Source organism: Burkholderia sp. Bp9143, assembly GCF_003853645.1.
Taxonomy (GTDB): Bacteria; Pseudomonadota; Gammaproteobacteria; order Burkholderiales; family Burkholderiaceae; genus Burkholderia.
The window spans coordinates 90986-109422 of sequence record NZ_QTPO01000004.1; the positions used below are offsets into that span (position 1 = coordinate 90986).

13 protein-coding genes are annotated in these 18437 nt (G+C 68.6%); 9 read left to right on the forward strand and 4 right to left on the reverse strand.

Annotated elements, in window-relative coordinates:
• The first annotated feature begins 13 nt into the window (after positions 1 to 13).
• From tssF to DIE23_RS04155, 4 genes are all read left to right on the forward strand, one after another.
• Positions 14 to 1903: a type VI secretion system baseplate subunit TssF gene (tssF, locus tag DIE23_RS04140; RefSeq protein WP_124610934.1), complete on the forward strand. Its 1890-nt coding sequence runs from the start codon at positions 14 to 16 to the stop codon at positions 1901 to 1903.
• Positions 1903 to 2976 (forward strand): type VI secretion system baseplate subunit TssG, encoded by a 1074-nt coding sequence (tssG, locus tag DIE23_RS04145; RefSeq protein ID WP_124610935.1) that lies wholly within the window; start codon positions 1903 to 1905, stop codon positions 2974 to 2976. Before tssF ends, tssG begins: the two co-directional genes overlap by 1 nt.
• Positions 2973 to 4079, forward strand: a complete 1107-nt coding sequence (locus DIE23_RS04150) for an ImpA family type VI secretion system protein (protein WP_124610936.1) — start codon at positions 2973 to 2975, stop codon at positions 4077 to 4079. Before tssG ends, DIE23_RS04150 begins: the two co-directional genes overlap by 4 nt.
• A 100-nt stretch (positions 4080 to 4179) precedes the next feature.
• Positions 4180 to 4794, forward strand: a complete 615-nt coding sequence (locus tag DIE23_RS04155) for a DUF746 domain-containing protein (protein WP_124610937.1) — start codon at positions 4180 to 4182, stop codon at positions 4792 to 4794.
• 193 nt (positions 4795 to 4987) lie between these two features.
• Here the strand turns inward: DIE23_RS04155 and DIE23_RS04160 are convergent, their stop codons facing one another.
• The 4 genes from DIE23_RS04160 to DIE23_RS04175 are packed head-to-tail and all read right to left on the reverse strand — an operon-like array spanning position 4988 to position 13498.
• The gene (locus tag DIE23_RS04160; protein ID WP_124610938.1) at positions 4988 to 9175 is read right to left on the reverse strand and encodes a bifunctional nitrate reductase/sulfite reductase flavoprotein subunit alpha; all 4188 of its coding nucleotides are present in this window, start codon (positions 9173 to 9175) and stop codon (positions 4988 to 4990) included.
• A 16-nt stretch (positions 9176 to 9191) separates the two neighbouring features.
• A complete protein-coding gene (gene nirD / locus DIE23_RS04165) occupies positions 9192 to 9539 on the reverse strand; it encodes a nitrite reductase small subunit NirD (RefSeq protein WP_057925008.1) in 348 nt (115 codons plus the stop codon).
• 38 nt (positions 9540 to 9577) lie between these two features.
• Positions 9578 to 12151, reverse strand: a complete 2574-nt coding sequence (gene nirB / locus DIE23_RS04170; protein ID WP_124610939.1) for a nitrite reductase large subunit NirB — start codon at positions 12149 to 12151, stop codon at positions 9578 to 9580.
• A gap of 21 nt (positions 12152 to 12172) precedes the next feature.
• A complete protein-coding gene (locus DIE23_RS04175; protein ID WP_124610940.1) occupies positions 12173 to 13498 on the reverse strand; it encodes an MFS transporter in 1326 nt (441 codons plus the stop codon).
• 681 nt (positions 13499 to 14179) lie between these two features.
• Here DIE23_RS04175 and cobA point away from each other — a divergent pair.
• The 5 genes from cobA (at position 14180) to DIE23_RS04205 (ending at position 18320) form a co-directional block, all read left to right on the forward strand.
• Positions 14180 to 14950 carry a uroporphyrinogen-III C-methyltransferase gene (gene cobA, locus DIE23_RS04185; protein ID WP_124610941.1) on the forward strand — a complete coding sequence of 257 codons (771 nt, stop codon included), beginning with the start codon at positions 14180 to 14182 and terminating at the stop codon, positions 14948 to 14950.
• A gap of 165 nt (positions 14951 to 15115) precedes the next feature.
• Positions 15116 to 15712, forward strand: a complete 597-nt coding sequence (locus DIE23_RS04190; protein ID WP_124610942.1) for an ANTAR domain-containing response regulator — start codon at positions 15116 to 15118, stop codon at positions 15710 to 15712.
• 5 nt (positions 15713 to 15717) lie between these two features.
• On the forward strand, positions 15718 to 16761 hold the full coding sequence (locus DIE23_RS04195) for a CmpA/NrtA family ABC transporter substrate-binding protein (protein ID WP_124610943.1): 1044 nt from the start codon (positions 15718 to 15720) through the stop codon (positions 16759 to 16761).
• Between the two features lie 145 nt (positions 16762 to 16906).
• Entirely contained in the window at positions 16907 to 17506 is a 600-nt protein-coding gene (locus tag DIE23_RS04200; RefSeq protein WP_124610944.1) for a uracil-DNA glycosylase family protein, read from the forward strand.
• A 31-nt stretch (positions 17507 to 17537) separates the two neighbouring features.
• Complete coding sequence (locus tag DIE23_RS04205) at positions 17538 to 18320, forward strand: YkgJ family cysteine cluster protein (RefSeq protein WP_124610945.1); 783 nt, start codon at positions 17538 to 17540, stop codon at positions 18318 to 18320.
• Positions 18321 to 18437: the final 117 nt, after the last annotated feature.

Genomic DNA, 18437 nt, shown 5'->3' on the forward strand with positions numbered 1-18437 from the left:
CGAGACCTTTCCGATGGACCCGCGACTACTCGACTATTACAACCAGGAACTCATCTACATGCGCGAGCTCGCCACCGAGTTCGCGCAGGCGCACCCGAAAATCGCGCGCCGGCTCGGCATGCAGGCCGGCGAAGTGGCGGACCCCTACGTCGAGCGCCTGATCGAGTCGTTCTGCTTCATGGCCGCACGCATGCAACTCAAGCTCGATGCGGAGTTTCCGCGCTTCACGGGGCGGCTGCTGGAAGTGATCTACCCGAATTACGTCGCGCCCACGCCGTCGATCGCGGTCGCGCGCCTGTATCCCGGTCAGGCCGAAGGCAATCTGGCCGCGGGCTACCGTATCGCGCGCGGCACGGCGTTCAAGGCGCGGGTTCCGGATGGCGAAAAAACCGCTTGCCAGTTTACGAGCGGACAGGACGTCACGCTCTGGCCGCTCACGATCACCGATGCGCGCCTGACGGGCATTCCGCCCGACATCCCGGCGCTCGATCGCTATGTTCCGCCCGACCGACAGGTGCGCGGTGCATTGCGGCTGCGGCTAGCGACGACAGGCGATGTGCGCATCGCCGATCTGAAGGGGCTCGATCGGCTGCCCGTGTATCTGGCCGGCGACGAACAGGTCGCCTCACACCTGTTCGAGCTGCTGCACGTCGCCGGCGTCGCATCCGTGATTGCCGCTCCCGGCGAATTCGGCGTACCGGGCCGTTCTCCCGCCGCCGTGACTCACGGTGCGGTCGAACACGAGGGCTTGCGCACCGATCAGAACTTGCTGCCGCTCACCTGGACGAAGTTTCACGGGCACAACCTGCTGCACGAATACTTCGCGTGCCCGGCAAGGTTCTGGTTCTTCGCACTCAACGGTCTTGCCGAAGGACTATCCCGCGTGAACGGTCACGAGGTCGAAATCGTCGTGCTGCTCGACCGGACGCCGGGCCAACTCGCGAACCTCGTCGACGCGTCGCGCTTCGCGCTGTTCTGTACGCCCGTCATCAACCTCTTCAAACGGCACACCGATCGGATCGAGATCTCGGCGCGAGAAACAGAGTTTCACCTGGTGCCTGCGCGACTTGCCCCACTCGATTACGAAGTGTTCTCGGTGGAGACCGTGCATGGGCAGGTCGCGGCAACCTCGGACGAACTGGAATTCCGTCCGCTCTATCAGACGCTGAACAACGACGAAGGCAATCACGGGCGGTATTTCTCGACACGACGGGAACGGCGGCTCGTGTCCGATTCGGCGCGCCGTTACGGCACGCGCACCCCCTACGTCGGCACCGAAGTGTTTCTCTCGCTGGTTGACCAGAACGAGGCCCCTTATGGCGAGGACATCCGTTTCCTGTCAGTCGTTGCGCTGCTGACAAACCGGGATCTCGCCACGCTCGTGCCTCGCAACGGCGTGCGTGACCTGGCGACAGAGGAGTCCGCGCCAATCGAGAGTATCGGTCTCATTCGCCCGCCGAGTCCGCCGAAAGCGCCGTATGCGGAGCGAGAGATGGCATGGCGCCTGATCCGCCAGCTCAACTTCAACTACCTGCCGCTCGAAGGCCTCGATCATCGTGACGGCGGTCAGGGACTACGCGACCTGCTGCGCCTGACCCTTTCGAACGACAACAACGAACATCTGCGGCAAGTCGAAAGCCTCGTCGGCGTCAAGACGCGCCCGGTAACACGCAAGCTGCCAGGCACCGGCCCGATGACGTTCGGGCGTGGCATCGAGTGTGCGGTAACGGTCGACGAGACCGGTTTCTCCGGCGTGAGCCCCTATCTGTTCGGTACGATTCTCGAGCACTGGCTGGCACGGCACGTGTCGATCAACAGCTTCACGCAAACTGAATTGCATTCGATGCAGCGCGGCCGGATCGCACGCTGGCCCGTGCGCACCGGGACACGAGGAGTGCTGTGATGAAACGTGCCACCCTGCCGGCGCTCGTGCGCGACAGCGCGCTTTCGCCCGACCTGCTGGAACGTCTTCAAATGGAGCCGTGGCGCTTCGGGTTCCTGTCACTGCTGCGACGCGTCGGCGCGAACCCCGCGGTCGACCCGATCGGCACCGCGCGACGACCGCGGGCCGAGCCGTTCCGGCTCGGACAACAACCGAGTCTCGCTTTCGCGCCGCGCGAAATCGCCAGCGTCCAGGAAGCGGCAGGACGGCTCAAGGTGCGGCTCTTCGGTCTCGGCATGCTCGGACCGAACGGGCCACTGCCGATCCATGTGACCGAATGGGCGCGCGAGCGCGAAGAGGGCCGTCGTGACACGACGACGGTCGACTTCTTCGACATCTTCCATCACCGGTTCCTGACGCTGTTCTATCGCGCGTGGGCATCGGCCCAGTCAACAGCCGGCCTCGACCGGAAAGACGACGAGCGGTTTTCGTTCTACATCGCGAGCCTCACGGGCCACGACACCGCCGAAATCGGGCGTCGCTCCGTGCCCTCGCATGCGCGACTGGCGGCGTCCCCGCATCTCGTACGCGAGTCGCGCAACTCGGACGGGCTTCGCGCCACACTCGAGCACTACTTCGGCGTGCCGGTCGCGATCGAGGAGAACGTGTTCCACTGGATCGCTATCGACCCAGCCGATCAGGGACGCATGGGCTGGCCGGGCCCCGCCGCGACGATGGGACAAGCCGCGATGCTCGGCCGCGTGGCGCCGGACCGTCAGCACCGGTTCCGCATCGTGATCGGCCCCATCGATCTCGACGCGTATCTGCGCTTCACGCCCCAGGGCGAGGATCTGCCGCGTCTCGTCGAATGGGTGCGTGCATTCGTCGGCTACGAACTGGAATGGGAACTCGAACTGCGCATCAAGCCCGAAAGCGCGCCGCCGGCCGTGATGGGCGGCCAGCAACGCATGGGATGGTCCGGATGGCTGGGGCACCCGAGACCCGACCGGCCGATTACCGGCATGCGGTTCGAGCCCGAGCGTTACGTACGGCATTTCGAACGGCGCACTACTGAATCCGACAACCGACCATGAGTAAAAAGCAGTCACCCCGACAGTCCTTATCCGGTAAAGGTACCGCGAAAGACACGCCGCATCACGACTGGCTCGCGCCCGTGAGCGATTCCATGCCCTGCGGCCCCGACCTCGAATATGACCACGACTTCGTCGTGCTGTTCGCGAGTGCGGCACCCAGGCAGGACGTGCAGTACGGCGCGTTCGTCGGCGCGCCCGATCCCGTCAACTGGAGCGAACTCGAACGCGATTGCCAGCGGCTCATGCTGCGGACGAAGGATATTCGGGCGGCTGTCCTGTATACGCGGTGCCGCACGCGGCTCGCTGGTGCCATCGGTCTTGCAGATGGCACAGGATTGCTGGCCGCCTGGCTCGATGCGTTTGCCGAGCAGGTGCATCCACAGCCCGATGTCGACGGCGGGCGCGACGCCGCACGTGAAATGCGGATGAATGCCATACAGGCGCTCGCCGATCCGGAAGGATTGCTCGCTGACGTGCGCGAGATCGTGCTGTCGAAGTCGACACTCGCACGACTGCAGGTGCGCGACGTCGAGCGTGCCTTTGCGCATCCTCGCCCCACGGATGCCCTCGCGCCCGAGTCCGTGGCGCAGCAGTTGCTGGATGTGCGCGCGCAGCATCCCGAGGTAATGGCGGGTTTCGACGATGCGCTTGCGCATTTCGCTGTGATCGATGCGTGGTGCGCCATGCATCTCGAAGGGTACCTGCCGGACCTGTCGTCGCTCACGCGACTCCTCGGCAAGCTGAGTGTCCCCGCGTCGGCGAACACAATCGAACAGATGGAAGAAGCCCGCGATCCCGCGCTAGCCGACAACGAATCGTCAGAGAGCGATGCGTCAGTGCAACTCGAACCGGTGAATGACAGCACGGTTGCCGCCACCGACCGCATAACGGCCCAACCGAAATCCGCACCGGCGGACCGCCAGGCCGCGCTCACTCTGATTCGTACGGCGCGAACGTGGTTCGAGACTCACGAACCCAGCAGCCCGATTCCCGTGTTGCTCAAACGTGCGGAGCGCTTCGTCGGCAAGCCTTACGCTGAGGTCGTCACGGCGATTCCAGCCGAGCTTCTGGCGCAGTGGGAAGAAACCGAGAACGGCGGATAGCAACGGACAGCCGCTACATGGCACGAGTGAACAACACAGTGCGGACCGCTGGGCAGCAGGGGCCAAGGCCCGATATTCGGCACGCTGTTGGGCGAATGAGATGACGAAGACAGTAGCAGAACTGCGGAGCGAACTCGATCGCCTCGACGCGGAAATTCGGACCGTTCGCAAACGGGAAGTGGGTGGTCCGCTGGATCAGATCACTGACCTCATGAGTCAGTGGTCAATCAGTCTGGATGACGTGAGCCGGCATTTTCGGCACCGCTTCGGAACGGAGGCGAGCGATGCCTCGCTGCACCGCATGAACGATCCCGAGTTGACAGCGTTTCTCACGCGCGCCATTCGACAGATCCTGTCCGATGATCCCACCCCGCCCCGCTGTCCCAGGTGCGCAAGCGACAACACGTGGCTCGTTTATCGCAGCAGCGGGCATCATCCTGTTCCCACGTTTTGCTGTGCCGCTTGCAACCGAACCTTCACGCGCCTTCACGGCACGTCAATTCAAAATCTGCAAAACAAGGAGAAGTTGTTCGAATTCCTACCCTATCTGGCGCATCAATATCCGCTCGATTCGGTCGCCGCCGAAATGTGCGTCACGCGAGCGACGGTGATGTCCTGGCTACGACGCCTGCGTGCCTTGCTGTGGACACTCGATCCATCTGGACACTATGTGGCCCGCGTTCGTCTAGGTCAAAAGCCCACACGGCTTCGGTGATTGCAACAGCGGTTGGATGAGTGACCACGGTTCGTCATTGCGTATCGGTTTGGCCATGGCCTCCTCGTCAGCGAAACAACGCATGGGTTCACAGAGCGCGCGACGGGTCAACAGCCCCCGCCATTCATTTCGTTAGCGTTTCCAAGCTGCCGGCGGAGCGGCGAGCGCCCCACGGCGCCCATCGCCCGCGCGGTCAGTACACGTCCCGCATGTAACGCCGCGCCTTCGAGAGCTTCGCGACGTAGTCGTTCGCGGCTTCGTCCGACATCCCGCCGTGCTCGGCGACGACGGCCTTCAGCGCGGTATCGACGTCCTTGGCCATCCGCGCGGCGTCGCCGCACACGTAGAAGTGCGCGCCCTCCTCCAGCCACTTGTACAGTTCGGCGCCCTGCTCGCGCATCCGGTCCTGCACGTAGATCTTGTCGGCCTGGTCGCGCGAGAACGCGAGATCGAGCCGCGTCAGGAAGCCGCTGTCGCGCATCGCGCTCAGTTCGTCGCCGTAGTAGAAGTCGGTCTGCGCATGCTGCTCGCCGAAGAACAGCCAGTTGCGCCCGCGCGCGCCGCGCGCCTGCCGCTCGTGCAGGAAGCCGCGGAACGGCGCGACGCCGGTGCCGGGCCCCACCATCACGACCGGCACGTCGCCGTTCACCGGCGGCCGGAAATGCGCGGACTTCTGCACGAACACCGGCACGCGGCCGTCGTCCGCGCGATCGGCGAGGAACGTCGACGCGACGCCTTTGCGCGCGCGCCGGCCGTTGTGATAGCGCACAGCCGACACGGTCAGGTGGATCTCGCCCTGGTGCGCGCTCGGGCTCGACGCGATCGAATACAGGCGCGGCTGCAGCCGCTTCAGCATCCCGACCAGCTCCGTGCCCGACAGATCGACCGGGAACTCGTGCAGCACGTCCGCGAGCTGTTGCCCCCACAACCATTGCTTCAGGTCGGCCTTGCGATCGTCGCCGAGCAGCACCTTCAGCGCGCCGTTCGCGCTGCGCGACGCGATGAACGCGAGCGTGTCGGGGTGCGGGCGCGTGATGTCGAAGTGGCGCGCCAGCGCATCGCCGAGTCGCACGTCGCCGACACCCGCGACCGACACCGGTGCGTCGGCCTTCAGCGCGGTGACCGACAGCAGTTCGTCGACCAGCTCCGGGCAGTTGGTCGGCCACACGCCAAGCGCGTCGCCGGTTTCGTATTCGAGGTTCGCGCCCTCGGTCGACAGCGACACGTAGCGCGTGTCCTTGGCGGCGCCCGGCCGGTTGAGCCGCAGGTTCGCGACGAGCTTCGACGGCGCCGGATGCGCCTTGGTCGGCAGCAGCCCCGACGGGCTCAATCCGGCGCTCGGCACCGCGTGCAGTGCCGCATCCGCTTCCTTGATCCGGGCGACCACGCGTTCGAGCCACTGGTCGGCATCGCGCTGGAATTCGACGTCGCAATCGACGCGCGCGCACAGGCGCGCCGCGCCGAGTTCCGCGAGCCGGGCATCGAGTCGGCGGCCGTGCCCGCAGAACTGGTCGTAGTTGCGGTCGCCGAACGCGAGCACCGCGAAATGCACGCCGTCGAGGCGCGCGGCGCTGCCGGCCTGCAGCGCATCCCAGAACTCGCTGCCGTTGTCGGGCGCGTCGCCGTCGCCGAACGTGCTCGTCATCAGCAGCACGTATTGCGCGCCGGCCAGCGACGCGACCGGATAGTCGGACATGCACGCGGTGCGGATCTCGAAGCCCGCGTTCATCAACTGCGTCGCGTAGTCCTCGGTCAGCGATTCGATGTTGCCGGTCTGCGACGCCCACAGCAGCACGACCTTCGGACGCGTGCGCACGATCCGCACGCCGCCGGGCGCGGCGGCCTCGGCCGGCAGCGCGGGCGCCGCGCCATCCGCCGTGTGGGTGGGCACCGAGCGGCTGAACAGCCCCGCGAGCATCCCGTCGAGCCAGAACCGCACCGGCGGCGCGAGCGGCGCGCCGGCCGGCAGCACCGGTACGCTGCCTTCGCGCCGGCCGGCGCTCGCCTTCAGCCCGCTGACGAGGCCGGCCACGTACAGGCGCTCCGCATCGGAGAGCGGCGGCGGCGCGAGATCAGCCACGCCGAGCGCGGCCGCGAAAGTGTCGAGGTCTGCCATGTCGGATTCCTGTGAAGCCGCGATCTGCACCGTCGCCGGCGCGGGCCGCGCGTCGGCAGCGGATGCATCGGGTCGCGCCGTGTCGTCGTCGGCGGACGCGAACGCGTCCGTGTCGACACGCGTCAGCGCGACCGCGCAATATTTCAGTTCGGGTTGCTGCGATTCCGGATCGATCGCGTCGTTCGTCACCGCGTTGATGCACAGGTCGTCGCCGTACACGTCATTCCAGTGCATCGGCGCGAAGCAGTTGCCGCGCCGCACGCGCTCGGTCACGACGGCCGGCAGCACCGCGCGGCCGCGCGCCGAGCGAATCTCGACGCTGTCCTTCGTGGCGATGCCGAGCGCGCTCGCGTCGTCCGGATGCAGTTCGACGAACGGGCGCGGGTTCAGCTTGTTCAGCATCGCGACCTTGCCCGTCTTCGTCATCGTGTGCCATTGATGCTGCAGCCGCCCGGTGTTCAGCACGATCGGGAACGTGTCGTCCGGCAGTTCGGCCGGCGCGACGTGCGGCCGCGCGAAGAAGCGCGCCTTGCCCGACGGCGTCGGGAACGCGATGCGCGGCGCATCGTGCCCGTCGGCCGCCGGCCGCGGCGTCTGGCTCACGCCGTCGTTCAGGTAGCGGATCGGGTGCCGCTCGCGCGCGGTGCCGGGCGCGACCGGCCATTGCACCGGGCCCTCGCGCAGCGCCGCATGGCTCGCGCCGCGCAGGTCGTAGCCGGTCGCCGGATTCGAAAAGCGCACGATCTCGTCGAACACGTCGGCCGCCGACGCATAGTCGAACGCATCGCCGAAACCCATCGCGCGCGCGACTTCCGCGACGATGCGCCAGTCCGGCAGCGCGTCGCCGGGCGGCGCGATCGCGGCGCGCATCAGCGTCATGTTGCGCTCGGAGTTGATCATCACGCCGTCGCCCTCGGCCCATAGCGCGCCGGGCAGCAGGATGTCCGCGTAGCGGTTGGTCTCGGTGTCGAGGAACGCATCCTGCGCGATCACGAGCTCCGCGGCCTGCAGCCCCGCGATCACGTTCCGCCGGTTCGGCACGGTCGCGACCGGATTCGTGCAGACGATCCAGCACGCCTTGATGTCGCCGGCCGCCATGCGTTCGAACAGGTCGACCGTGCCGTTGCCGGTATCCTTGCGCAGCGTGCCGGCCGGCACGCGCCACAGGTGCTCGACGAAGCGCCGGTCGTCGTCGGACAGTACCGAGCGCTGGCCCGGCAGGCCGGGCCCCATGTAGCCCATCTCGCGCCCGCCCATCGCGTTCGGCTGGCCCGTCAGCGAGAACGGCCCGCTGCCGGTGCGGCAGATCTTGCCCGTCGCGAGATGCAGGTTGCAGATCGCGTTGGTGTTCCACACGCCGTGCGTGCTCTGGTTGAGCCCCATGGTCCAGCAGCTCATCCATTCCTGCGCGTCGCCGATCCATTGCGCGGCCGTGCGGATGTCAGCTTCCGCGAGCCCGGTGATTTCCGCGACGCGTTCGGGCGTGTAGTCGGCGAGGAACGCGGGCATCGCGTCCCAGCCTTCGGTGTACGCATCGATGAACGCGGCGTCGGTGCGGCCGTTCGCGTGCAGCAGGTGCAGCAATCCGTTCGTCAGCGCGAGATCGGTGCCCGGCCGGATCTGCAGGAACAGGTCGGCCTTGTCGGCGGTGCCGGTGCGGCGCGGATCGACGACGATCAGCTTCGCGCCGGCCTTCACGCGATCCATCATCCGCAGGAACAGGATCGGGTGGCAGTCGGCCATGTTCGCGCCGATCACGAAGAACAGGTTCGCGCGATCGAAGTCCTGGTACGACCCGGGCGGGCCGTCCGCGCCGAGCGACTGCTTGTAGCCGGTGCTCGCGCTCGCCATGCACAGGCGCGAGTTCGACTCGATGTTGTTGGTGCCGACGAAGCCCTTCGCGAGCTTGTTGACGAGGTATTGCGCCTCGATCGACATCTGCCCCGACACGTAGAACGACAGCGCATCGGGCCCGTGCGCGTCGAGCACCGCGCGCAGCCGCCGCGCGGTCTCGGCGATCGCGTCACGGGCCGGCAGCGGCACGAGGTCGTCCTCGCGCGCACGCCGCACGAACGCACGGTCGAGCCGCCCGGAACGGCGCAACGCGACGTGCGCCGACGAGCCCTTCGTGCACAGCCGCCCGAAGTTGGTCGGATGGTCGGAGTCGCCGGATACCTTGACGACTTCGTCATCCTCGACGTGCAGCACCATCCCGCAGCCGACGCCGCAGTACGGGCACACGCTCTTGACGGGGGTGGCGGTCATGCGTGCTCCGGGGCGTTCAGGCGGCGATCCACACGAAACCGTCCTCGACCCGCGACGGATACGCGCTCACCGACTTCTCGGGCGATTCGAGGCATTCGCCGGTCCGCAGGTCGAAATGCTGCTTGTACAGCGGCGACGCGACGACGACGCGCTCGCCGAGGCTGCCGATCAGCCCGCGCGACATCACGGCCGCCTGCGACACCGGATCGACGTTGTCGATCGCGAACACGCCGCCTTCTTCGGCATGCGCGACGTGAAACACCGCGACCTGCTCGCCGTTGACGAGCGCGCACACACCGGTGTTCGGCACGATGTCGTCGAGCGGGCACACGCGGGTCCAGGACAGGGGAAGACGATCGTTCATGATGGGCTCCTTGGAAAAGACGCTGGTGTCGGTCAGGGTCAGACGGTTGCAGGTTCGGCGACGACGGGAATCGAAACGGGCTTGCCGCCCACGCGCTCGTCGGGCGTCGCGGGACGGATCTGGCCGCGCGTCTCGACGAACGCGATGGTCGCGTCGGGCGCGTCGCTGTTCACGAAGTGGCGGAAGCGCTTGCGCGTTTCCGGATCGGTGACGGCCTTCTTCCATTCGCATTCGTAGGTGTCGACCACGTGCTGCATGTCGGCCTCGAGTTCGGCCGCGATCCCGAGCTTGTCGTGCACGACGACGTCGGTCAGGTAGTCGAGCCCGCCTTCGAGGTTGTCGCGCCACACGCTGGTGCGCTGCAGCCGGTCGGCCGTGCGCACGTAGAACATCAGGAAGCGGTCGATGTAGCGGATCAGCGTGTCACGGTCGAGATCGGACGCGAGCAGTTCCGCGTGGCGCGGCTTCATCCCGCCGTTGCCGCACACGTACAGGTTCCAGCCCTTCTCGGTCGCGATGATCCCGATGTCCTTGCCCTGCGCTTCCGCGCACTCGCGCGTGCAGCCCGACACGCCGAACTTGATCTTGTGCGGCGCGCGCAAGCCCTTGTAGCGGTTCTCGATGTCGATCGCGAGGCCGACCGAATCGTCGACGCCATAGCGGCACCACGTCGAGCCGACGCACGACTTCACGGTGCGCACCGACTTGCCGTACGCATGCCCCGATTCGAAGCCGGCGGCGATCAGCTCTTCCCAGATCGACGGCAGCTGCTCGACGCGCGCGCCGAACAGGTCGACACGCTGGCCGCCGGTGATCTTCGTGTAGAGCCCGTACTTCTGCGCGACCTGGCCGACGGCGATCAGCCCTTCCGGCGTCACCTCGCCGCCCGGCATGCGCGGCACGACGGAGTACGTGCCGTCGCGCTGGATGTTCGCGAGGTAGTAGTCGTTCGAATCCTGCAGCCCCGCATGCTCCTTCTTCAGCACGAACTCGTTGAAGCACGACGCGAGGATGCCCGCGACGGCCGGCTTGCACACGTCGCAGCCGAGCCCGTGGCCATGCTTCGCGAGCAGTTCGTCGAACGTCGTGATGCGCTCGACGCGGATCAGGTGGAACAGCTCCTGGCGCGAATGCGGGAAGTGCTCGCACAGATGGTTGTTGACCGCGAGACCCTGCTTCTTCATCTCGGCCTTCATGATCTGCGTGACCAGCGGCACGCAGCCGCCGCACGACGTACCCGCGCCCGTGCACGACTTCAGTGCGCCGAGGCTCGTCGCGCCGTCGGCCACCGCCGCGCAGATCTGCGACTTCGACACGTTGTTGCACGAGCAGATCTGCGCGCCTTCCGGCAGCGCGTCGACACCGATCGCGGGCTTCGCCGCGCCGTCCGACGACGGCAGGATCAGGAATTCCGGCGACTCGGGCAGCTCGATGCGGTTCAGCATCATCTGCAGCAGCGTGCCGTATTCGGCCGCGTCGCCGACCATCACCGCGCCGTGCAGGAACTTGCCGCAGTCCGACACCACCAGCTTCTTGTAGACCTGGCGGCGCTCGTCCGCGTACTGGTAGGTGCGGCTGCCGGCCGTCGCGCCATGCGCGTCGCCGATGCTCGCGACGTCCACGCCCATCAGCTTCAGCTTGGTGCTCATGTCGGCACCGGCGAACGCGGCGTCGGCCGCATCGGCGACGTCGCCACCGAGTTGCTTCGCGACCACGCGTGCCATGTCGTAGCCCGGCGCGACGAGGCCGTACACCATCCCGTTCCAGGCCGCGCATTCGCCGATCGCGTAGATGTCGGCGTCGCTCGTGCGGCACGCGTCGTCGATCGCGACGCCGCCGCGCGGGCCGATTTCGAGGCCGCACGCACGCGCCAGCTCGTCGCGTGCGCGGATGCCGGCCGAGAACACGATCATGTCGGTGTCGAGATGCGAGCCGTCGGCGAACGCCATCCGGTGCGTGCCTTCCTCGCCGTCGACAATCTCCAGCGTGTTCTTGCCCGTATGCACGGTCACGCCGAGCGCCTCGATCTTCGCGCGCAGCATCTGGCCGCCGCCGTCGTCGACTTGCACCGCCATCAGCCGCGGCGCGAATTCGACGACGTGCGTGTCGAGCCCCATGTCGCGCAGTGCCTTCGCGCATTCGAGGCCGAGCAGCCCGCCGCCGATCACCACGCCGCGCTTCGCGTGGGTGCCGCACGCCTGCATCGCCTCGAGATCCTCGATCGTCCGGTACACGAAGCAGCCCGCGCGATCGCGGCCCGGCACCGGCGGCACGAACGGACGCGAGCCCGTCGCGAGCACCAGCTTGTCGTACGCGAGCATTTCGCCGGACGCGAGCGTGACCGTGTGCGCGGCACGATCGATCGACGCGACCTGGGCGTTCAGGCGCAGGTCGAACTGCGGATGACGCTCGAAGAAGCCGGGTTCGACGAGCGACAGATCGTCCGCCGACTTGCCCGCGAAGAATTCCGACAGGTGCACGCGGTCGTACGCCGGGCGCGGTTCCTCGCCGAGCACCGTGACCTGCAGCGCGCCCGCCGCGCCGGCTTGCGCGGCGACGCATTCGAGGAGCTTGTGGCCGACCATCCCGTGGCCGATGACGATGAGTTTCATGGTGACGTTTCCTTCGGTCGATCAGTTCGCGGCGTTCGCGGCGGCCAGCGCACGGTCGCGCAGCTCGGCCTCGCGTGCCTTGTGTTCTTCGCTGAAGCGCACGGCCATCGCGCACAATGCGGTCGCGGTGACGGCGAGCCCGAGCAGGCTCAGCGTGTGCTGCACGTCGCCGACGCCCTTCAGCAGGAAGGCCGCGGCCACCGCGCCGACGTTGCCGCCCGCGCCGACGATCCCCGCGACGCCGCCGAGCGCCTTGCGGTCGATGAACGGCACCAGCGCATAGGTCGCGCCGCACGCCATGTGCGTGAAGAGGCCGAAGGTCAGCATCGCGACGAGCGCCATGCCGATGCCTTGCGCATGTGAGAACCAGACCAGACCGAGCCCTTCGCCGATGATCAGCGCGCACAGCAGCGTCGCGCGCACGTCGAGGCTGCGGCGTGCGGCGATCTTGTCCGACAGCCAGCCGCCGAGGGCGCGGGCGAACAGCGCGAGCAGCCCGAACAGGCCGACCGCGAAACCGGCGTCCTTCAGCGACAACTGGAAGTGATCGACGTAGTACAACGCCGCGATGTTGTGGATGAACACCTCGACGCCGAAGCACGCGCCGTACGTGACGAACAGCATCCACACGCGATAGTTGCCGCATGCGGCGAAGAAGCTCGCCCAGCCGCCCTTCTTGCCGCTGTCGACCGTCACGCCCTGCTTGCGCAGCGCGACGAAGTCGCCTTGCGGGCAGTCCTGCGTGAAGCGCCAGTACGCCCAGGCCATCGCGAGCATCGCGACGCCCGGCACGACGAGCGCGACGCGCCACGACGCGTCGTCGCCGAAGCCGAGCATCAGGCCGGCGGCGACGAGCAGCGGCATCATCGCCTGCGTCGCGCCCGCGCCCGCGTTGCCCCAGCCGGCCGTCGTCGCGTTCGCGGTGCCGACCACGTTCGGCGCGAACATCACCGACGTGTGGTACTGCGTGATCACGAAGCCCGCGCCGATCGCGCCGATGCCGAGCCGGCAGATCAGGAACGTCAGGTAGTCGTGCGAGAACGACACCGCGAACACGGGAATCGCGCCGAGCACGAGCAGCCCGGCATACACGCGGCGCGGGCCGAAGCGGTCGCACATCGGGCCGACCAGCAGCCGCACGGCGATCGTCGCGGCCACCGCGGCGATGTTGATGTTCGCGACCTGTGCCGCGGTGAGGTGGAATTCGCGCGCGATCAGCGGCATCAGCGGCGCGCACGCGAACCACGCAAAGAAGCACACGAAAAACGCCATCCACGTCATGTGGAACGCGCGCATCGGCGCGGTGCGGAAGCTGAAGAGATCGATACGGGTAGCTTTGTCGGTCATGTCATCCGCCAAACGAAAAACGGCGTCCTGCACACCCGGTCTCGTCGAGACCCGATGTGTAGGACGCCGTTGCCCATGAAGCCCGTTGCCGGGCGCGTCTGTAATCGGTACTGCGGACGAATCGTCGTTGATCCGCCCGAACCAGCTTACGCAAACGCCGTGCCATGTCGGCCCGAATCGCACGCGCAGCCCCGCCGCACAAGGCTCGCCGACCGTCGCACGCATCGCTGCGGTGCGCCGTGCACGATGCGTCGGGAGGCAGCGAGGCACAGATGTGGTGCGCTGCAGCACTGTCGCCGTGCGACATCGCGGTGCGCGCTGATGGGGTGCGATGCACGCCGATGTGGCATCGCGTGCGCCGCGCCCCCCTCGGCCGCATGCGGGTCGGCAACCGTCGTGGCCGTCGCGCCGTGCATATCGCCGCGCATATCGCCCCGCTCGCCGCCGGGTTCGCGCAGGTTGGCCCGGATATTGCTGAACTCCGTCCAAACACCGGCAACGGCGCCGGTGGGCAGTCCCAGCAAATCAGGCCCGCCGTCGCAGGCGGGCGCAGCAGACCAGGACAACGACGTCCCCCCGTGCGCGGCACGGCCGGATGTCGCGATCGCTTCGACCGCCCGCCGCCGCCGCAAGCAACAACGCGTTATCGACCGCCGCACTCACGCGGCACTGGAATACGACATGACGACTGGCAAAGTCACGCTGCTGGGCGCCGGCCCCGGCGATCCCGATCTCCTCACGCTGAAGGCCGTGAAGGCGCTGGCGGCCGCCGACGTGCTGCTGCTCGACGATCTCGTCGCGCCCGGCATCGTGGAACTTGCGCCGCACGCGCGCGTGATCCGCGTCGGCAAGCGCGGCGGCTGCCGCTCCACGCCGCAGGCCTTCATCGAGAAACTGATGCGCCGCTACGCGCTGCGCGGCGCGCACGTCGTGCGCGTCAAGGGCGGCGATGCGCTGCTGTTCGGCCGCGCCGGCGAGGAACTCGCGACGCTGCGCGCCGCCGCGATTCCGGTCGACATCATCAACGGCATTTCGTCTGGTTTCGCGGCCGCCGCGAGCCTCGGCGTCTCGCTCACGCACCGCGAGCACTGTCAGGGCGTCACGTTCGTCACCGCGCATCGCCAGGATCACGGCGAGCCCGACTGGGCGGCGCTCGCGGCGACCGGCACCACGCTCGCGATCTATATGGGCATGAGCCGCGTCGACAGCATCGCGGCGGGCCTGCTCGCCGCATTGCCCGCCTCGACACCGGCGGCTGCCGTGCAATGGGCCGGCACGCCCGACGAACGCCGCTGGACCGGCACGCTCGGCAATCTCGCGCGCGGCATCGAGGCAGCACGGCTCGGCAGCCCGGCCGTGATACTCGTCGGCGGCGCGATCGGGGAAGCGGCCGTGCACGCCGTGCCGGACGCGGGTGCCGCGGTCGAAACGACCTTGTCCCGGGCCGCGTAGCATGCGTGACACCACGCGGCACCGCCCGCCCATCTATCATGAAAGCAGCGGCGCGGCTCGCACCGGCCGCCTGAGCGCCGCGCGCGGTGCCGACACGATGTCCGCACGGGGCCACGGCTCCCGCTCCGCGTATCGCGCCACGATTTTGCCGCCGCCGTTTGCCTCATGAGTACGCCTGCTCCACCCCTGCGCCTGCGCGTGCTGCTCGTCACCGACACCGACAAGCCGATCGGCGAGCTCGGCGACGCGCTCGCGCGCCTCGGCTACGAGATGCTCAACGACGTCGCGACGCCCGCGCGCCTGCCGGCCGCCGTCGAGGAGCAGCGCCCCGACGTCGTGATCATCGATACCGATTCGCCGTCGCGCGACACGCTCGAGCAACTGGCCGTGATGCACGCGACCGCGCCGCGCCCCGTGCTGATGTTCAGCCACGACGCCGACCAGGCGCTGATTCACGCGGCGGTCGGCGCCGGCGTCAGCGCGTATCTCGTCGAAGGGCTGTCGGCCGAGCGCCTCGCACCGATCCTCGAAGTCGCGCTCGCACGCTTCTCGCACGACGATGCGCTGCGCCGCCGGCTCGCCGATGTCGAGCGCGAGCTCGCCGAACGCAAACTGATCGACCGCGCGAAGCGCCTGCTGATGGATCAGCGCAGGCTGTCCGAGCACGATGCGTATGCGTTGCTGCGCAAGCGCGCGATGGATCAGGGCCTGCGCATCGTCGACGTCGCGCGCCAACTGCTCGATGCGACCCACCCGTCATGAATGCCATGAAACCTTCGCCTCCCGCCGCGCCGGAACGCGCGCATCTTCGTCTCGGGTTCGTCGCGCTGAGCGACGCGGCCCCGCTGATCGTCGCGCAACAGCTGAATCTCGGCGCGCGCCATGGCCTCACCCTGGAGCTGAGCCGCCAGCCGTCGTGGGCCGCCGTGCGCGACAAGCTGCTGACCGGCGAACTCGACGCCGCGCACGCGCTGTACGGGCTCGTGTGCGGGCTGCAGCTCGGCATCGGCGGCCCGCAGGCCGACATGGCCGCGCTGATGGTGCTGAACCGCAACGGCCAGGCGATCACGTTTGCCCGCGGCCTCGCCGACGCGTACCGCGACAGCGGCGACGTCCGCGCGGCCCTCGCGACGCTCGGCCGCAAGCCGCTGCTCGCGCAGACCTTCCCGACCGGCACGCATGCGATGTGGCTGAACCACTGGCTCGCGTCGCACGGCGTCGATCCGCTGCGCGACGTGCGCAGCGTCGTGATTCCGCCGCCCGAGATGGTCGCGGCGCTCGCGAGCGGCGAGCTCGACGGCTTCTGCGCGGGCGAGCCGTGGCACGCGGTGGCCGAAGCCTGCGGCGCGGGCCGGACCGTCGCCGTCACCAGCGAGGTCTGGCCCGATCATCCGGAGAAGGTGCTCGCGACCCGGCGCGATTTCGTCGCGCTGTATCCGGCCACCGCGCGCGCGCTGATCCGCACGCTCGTCGATGCGTGCGCGTGGCTCGACGATGCCGCGCACCGCCGCGACGCGGCCGGCTGGCTCGCATCGCCAGATGCGCTCGGCGTGCCGGCGCGGCTGATCGCGCCGCGCCTGCTCGGCGACTACGGCGCGGGGCCGTTCGCGCAGCCGCCGCTGCCGATCCGGTTCCACGACGGCGGCGCCGTGAACCGGCCGGATCCGCACGAAGGCCGGTGGTTCCTGTCGCAATACCGGCGCTGGGGCATGCTCGACGGCACGCACGACGACGCGGCGATCGCCGCGGCGATCGCGCAGACGGCGTTGTATGATGCTGCGGTCGCCGAAGGCGGTGCGGCGGGCGGGTGATCCCGGCACGGGATGCCGGGGCCGCCGCGCGGCGCCATGCCGCGCCCGGCGGAACGCCTGACGCGATGCGCCGGTCCACGGCGGCCCACCGCGCCGCGAGGACGCATTTGCATCCGTGCCGCCACTCCGTCCCCGTTCAGAATCGATGCCGAAACGAATGCGCACGCCGCTCGACGTGCTGCTCACCGAAATCCGCGCGTGCCGCGCGTGCGAAGCCGATCTGCCGCTCGGCCCGCGCCCGGTCGTGCGCGCCCATCGCGACGCCCGCATCCTGATCGTCGGGCAGGCGCCCGGCGCCCGCGTCCATGCGAGCGGCATCCCGTGGGACGATGCGAGCGGCAAGCGGCTGCGCGACTGGCTCGGTGTCGACGCCGACACGTTCTACGACGCGTCGCGCTTCGCGATCGTGCCGATGGGCTTCTGCTACCCGGGCCGCGGCGCGAGCGGCGACAATCCGCCGCGCCCCGAATGCGCACCCCTGTGGCTCGACCGGTTGCTCGCCGAATTGCCGTCGATCCGCCTGACGCTGCTGATCGGCCAGTACGCGCAGCGGCATTTCCTGCGCGACACGCGCAAGGCAACGCTGACCGACACCGTGCAGGCATGGCGCGACTACGGCCCCGACGTTTTGCCGCTGCCGCATCCGTCGCCGCGCAACCAGGCATGGTTCAAGCACCATCCGTGGTTCGACGCAGAGGTCGTGCCGGAACTGCGCCGGCGCGTCGCGCCGCTGATCGCCGGCTGACGACGCCGGTCGCATCCCGCTCCGTATCCGAATGACTCAGAACGACATCGACTTTTCATGCACCGGCTGCGGCCGTTGCTGCCACGACCTGCGCATTCCGCTGACCGTCGCCGAGGCCACTGCATGGCTGCGGCGCGGCGGCCACGTGGAACTGTTGTGCGACGCCGTGCCATGGCCCGTCGAACCGCCCCCCGACGACGCGTTCGCCGCGTACAAGCGGGCACGTTCGTCGCCCGCGCTCAGCGGCACGCTGCCGGTACGCATCACCGCCCTGATCACCGCATCGCATGCCGGGCCGTGCCCGAACCTGCTCGACGACCTGCGCTGCGGGATCTACGACGAACGGCCGCTGGTGTGCCGGATCTACCCGGCCGAGGTCAATCCGTTCGTACCGCTGATGCCGGACGGCAAGCAGTGCCCGCCCGACGCATGGCAGCAGGCGCCGCTCGCCCGCGGCGGCACGATCGTCGATGCGCTCACGCGCGAGAACATCGTGCGCGCGCGGGCCGCGAGCGCGGCCGAGACGCCGTTGCGCGCGCGACTGTGCGCGGCGCTCGGCATCGATACGGCAGCCGTCGCGAACGAAGGCTTCGCGATTCATGCGCCGCCCGCCGACAGGCTGCTGGCCGCGCTGAGCGCACTCGACGATGCGCGCGCGACGGCGTCCGCCGAGCCCGCGCCGACGGCATGGACGCTCCTCACGAATCGCACCGCGACCGCCGACACGCTCCGATCGATCGGCGCATCCAGCCGGCTCGCCACCGACGAGGCCGGCGCGAGCTGCCGCTACCTGGGCTTTCATCCGGCCGTCTGATTGCCCGGTCGCCGGGCGGGCACGCCCCTGCCCGGCACGCCCGTCCGGCCTGCGCGGATCGGCCCGCGGATCTGCCCGCGGATTCCGGCCGCGCCCGGTTCGCTGTACCATCGCGGC

What these genes read in the sequence shown, in the direction of transcription:
- tssF (WP_124610934.1), top strand. Translation starts at nt 14, where the DNA reads ATGGACCCGCGACTACTCGACTATTACAACCAGGAACTCATCTACATG.
- tssG (WP_124610935.1), top strand. Translation starts at nt 1,903, where the DNA reads ATGAAACGTGCCACCCTGCCGGCGCTCGTGCGCGACAGCGCGCTTTCG.
- DIE23_RS04150 (WP_124610936.1), top strand. Translation starts at nt 2,973, where the DNA reads ATGAGTAAAAAGCAGTCACCCCGACAGTCCTTATCCGGTAAAGGTACC.
- DIE23_RS04155 (WP_124610937.1), top strand. Translation starts at nt 4,180, where the DNA reads ATGACGAAGACAGTAGCAGAACTGCGGAGCGAACTCGATCGCCTCGAC.
- DIE23_RS04160 (WP_124610938.1), bottom strand. Translation starts at nt 9,175, where the DNA reads ATGACCGCCACCCCCGTCAAGAGCGTGTGCCCGTACTGCGGCGTCGGC.
- nirD (WP_057925008.1), bottom strand. Translation starts at nt 9,539, where the DNA reads ATGAACGATCGTCTTCCCCTGTCCTGGACCCGCGTGTGCCCGCTCGAC.
- nirB (WP_124610939.1), bottom strand. Translation starts at nt 12,151, where the DNA reads ATGAAACTCATCGTCATCGGCCACGGGATGGTCGGCCACAAGCTCCTC.
- DIE23_RS04175 (WP_124610940.1), bottom strand. Translation starts at nt 13,498, where the DNA reads ATGACCGACAAAGCTACCCGTATCGATCTCTTCAGCTTCCGCACCGCG.
- cobA (WP_124610941.1), top strand. Translation starts at nt 14,180, where the DNA reads ATGACGACTGGCAAAGTCACGCTGCTGGGCGCCGGCCCCGGCGATCCC.
- DIE23_RS04190 (WP_124610942.1), top strand. Translation starts at nt 15,116, where the DNA reads ATGAGTACGCCTGCTCCACCCCTGCGCCTGCGCGTGCTGCTCGTCACC.
- DIE23_RS04195 (WP_124610943.1), top strand. Translation starts at nt 15,718, where the DNA reads ATGAAACCTTCGCCTCCCGCCGCGCCGGAACGCGCGCATCTTCGTCTC.
- DIE23_RS04200 (WP_124610944.1), top strand. Translation starts at nt 16,907, where the DNA reads ATGCCGAAACGAATGCGCACGCCGCTCGACGTGCTGCTCACCGAAATC.
- DIE23_RS04205 (WP_124610945.1), top strand. Translation starts at nt 17,538, where the DNA reads ATGACTCAGAACGACATCGACTTTTCATGCACCGGCTGCGGCCGTTGC.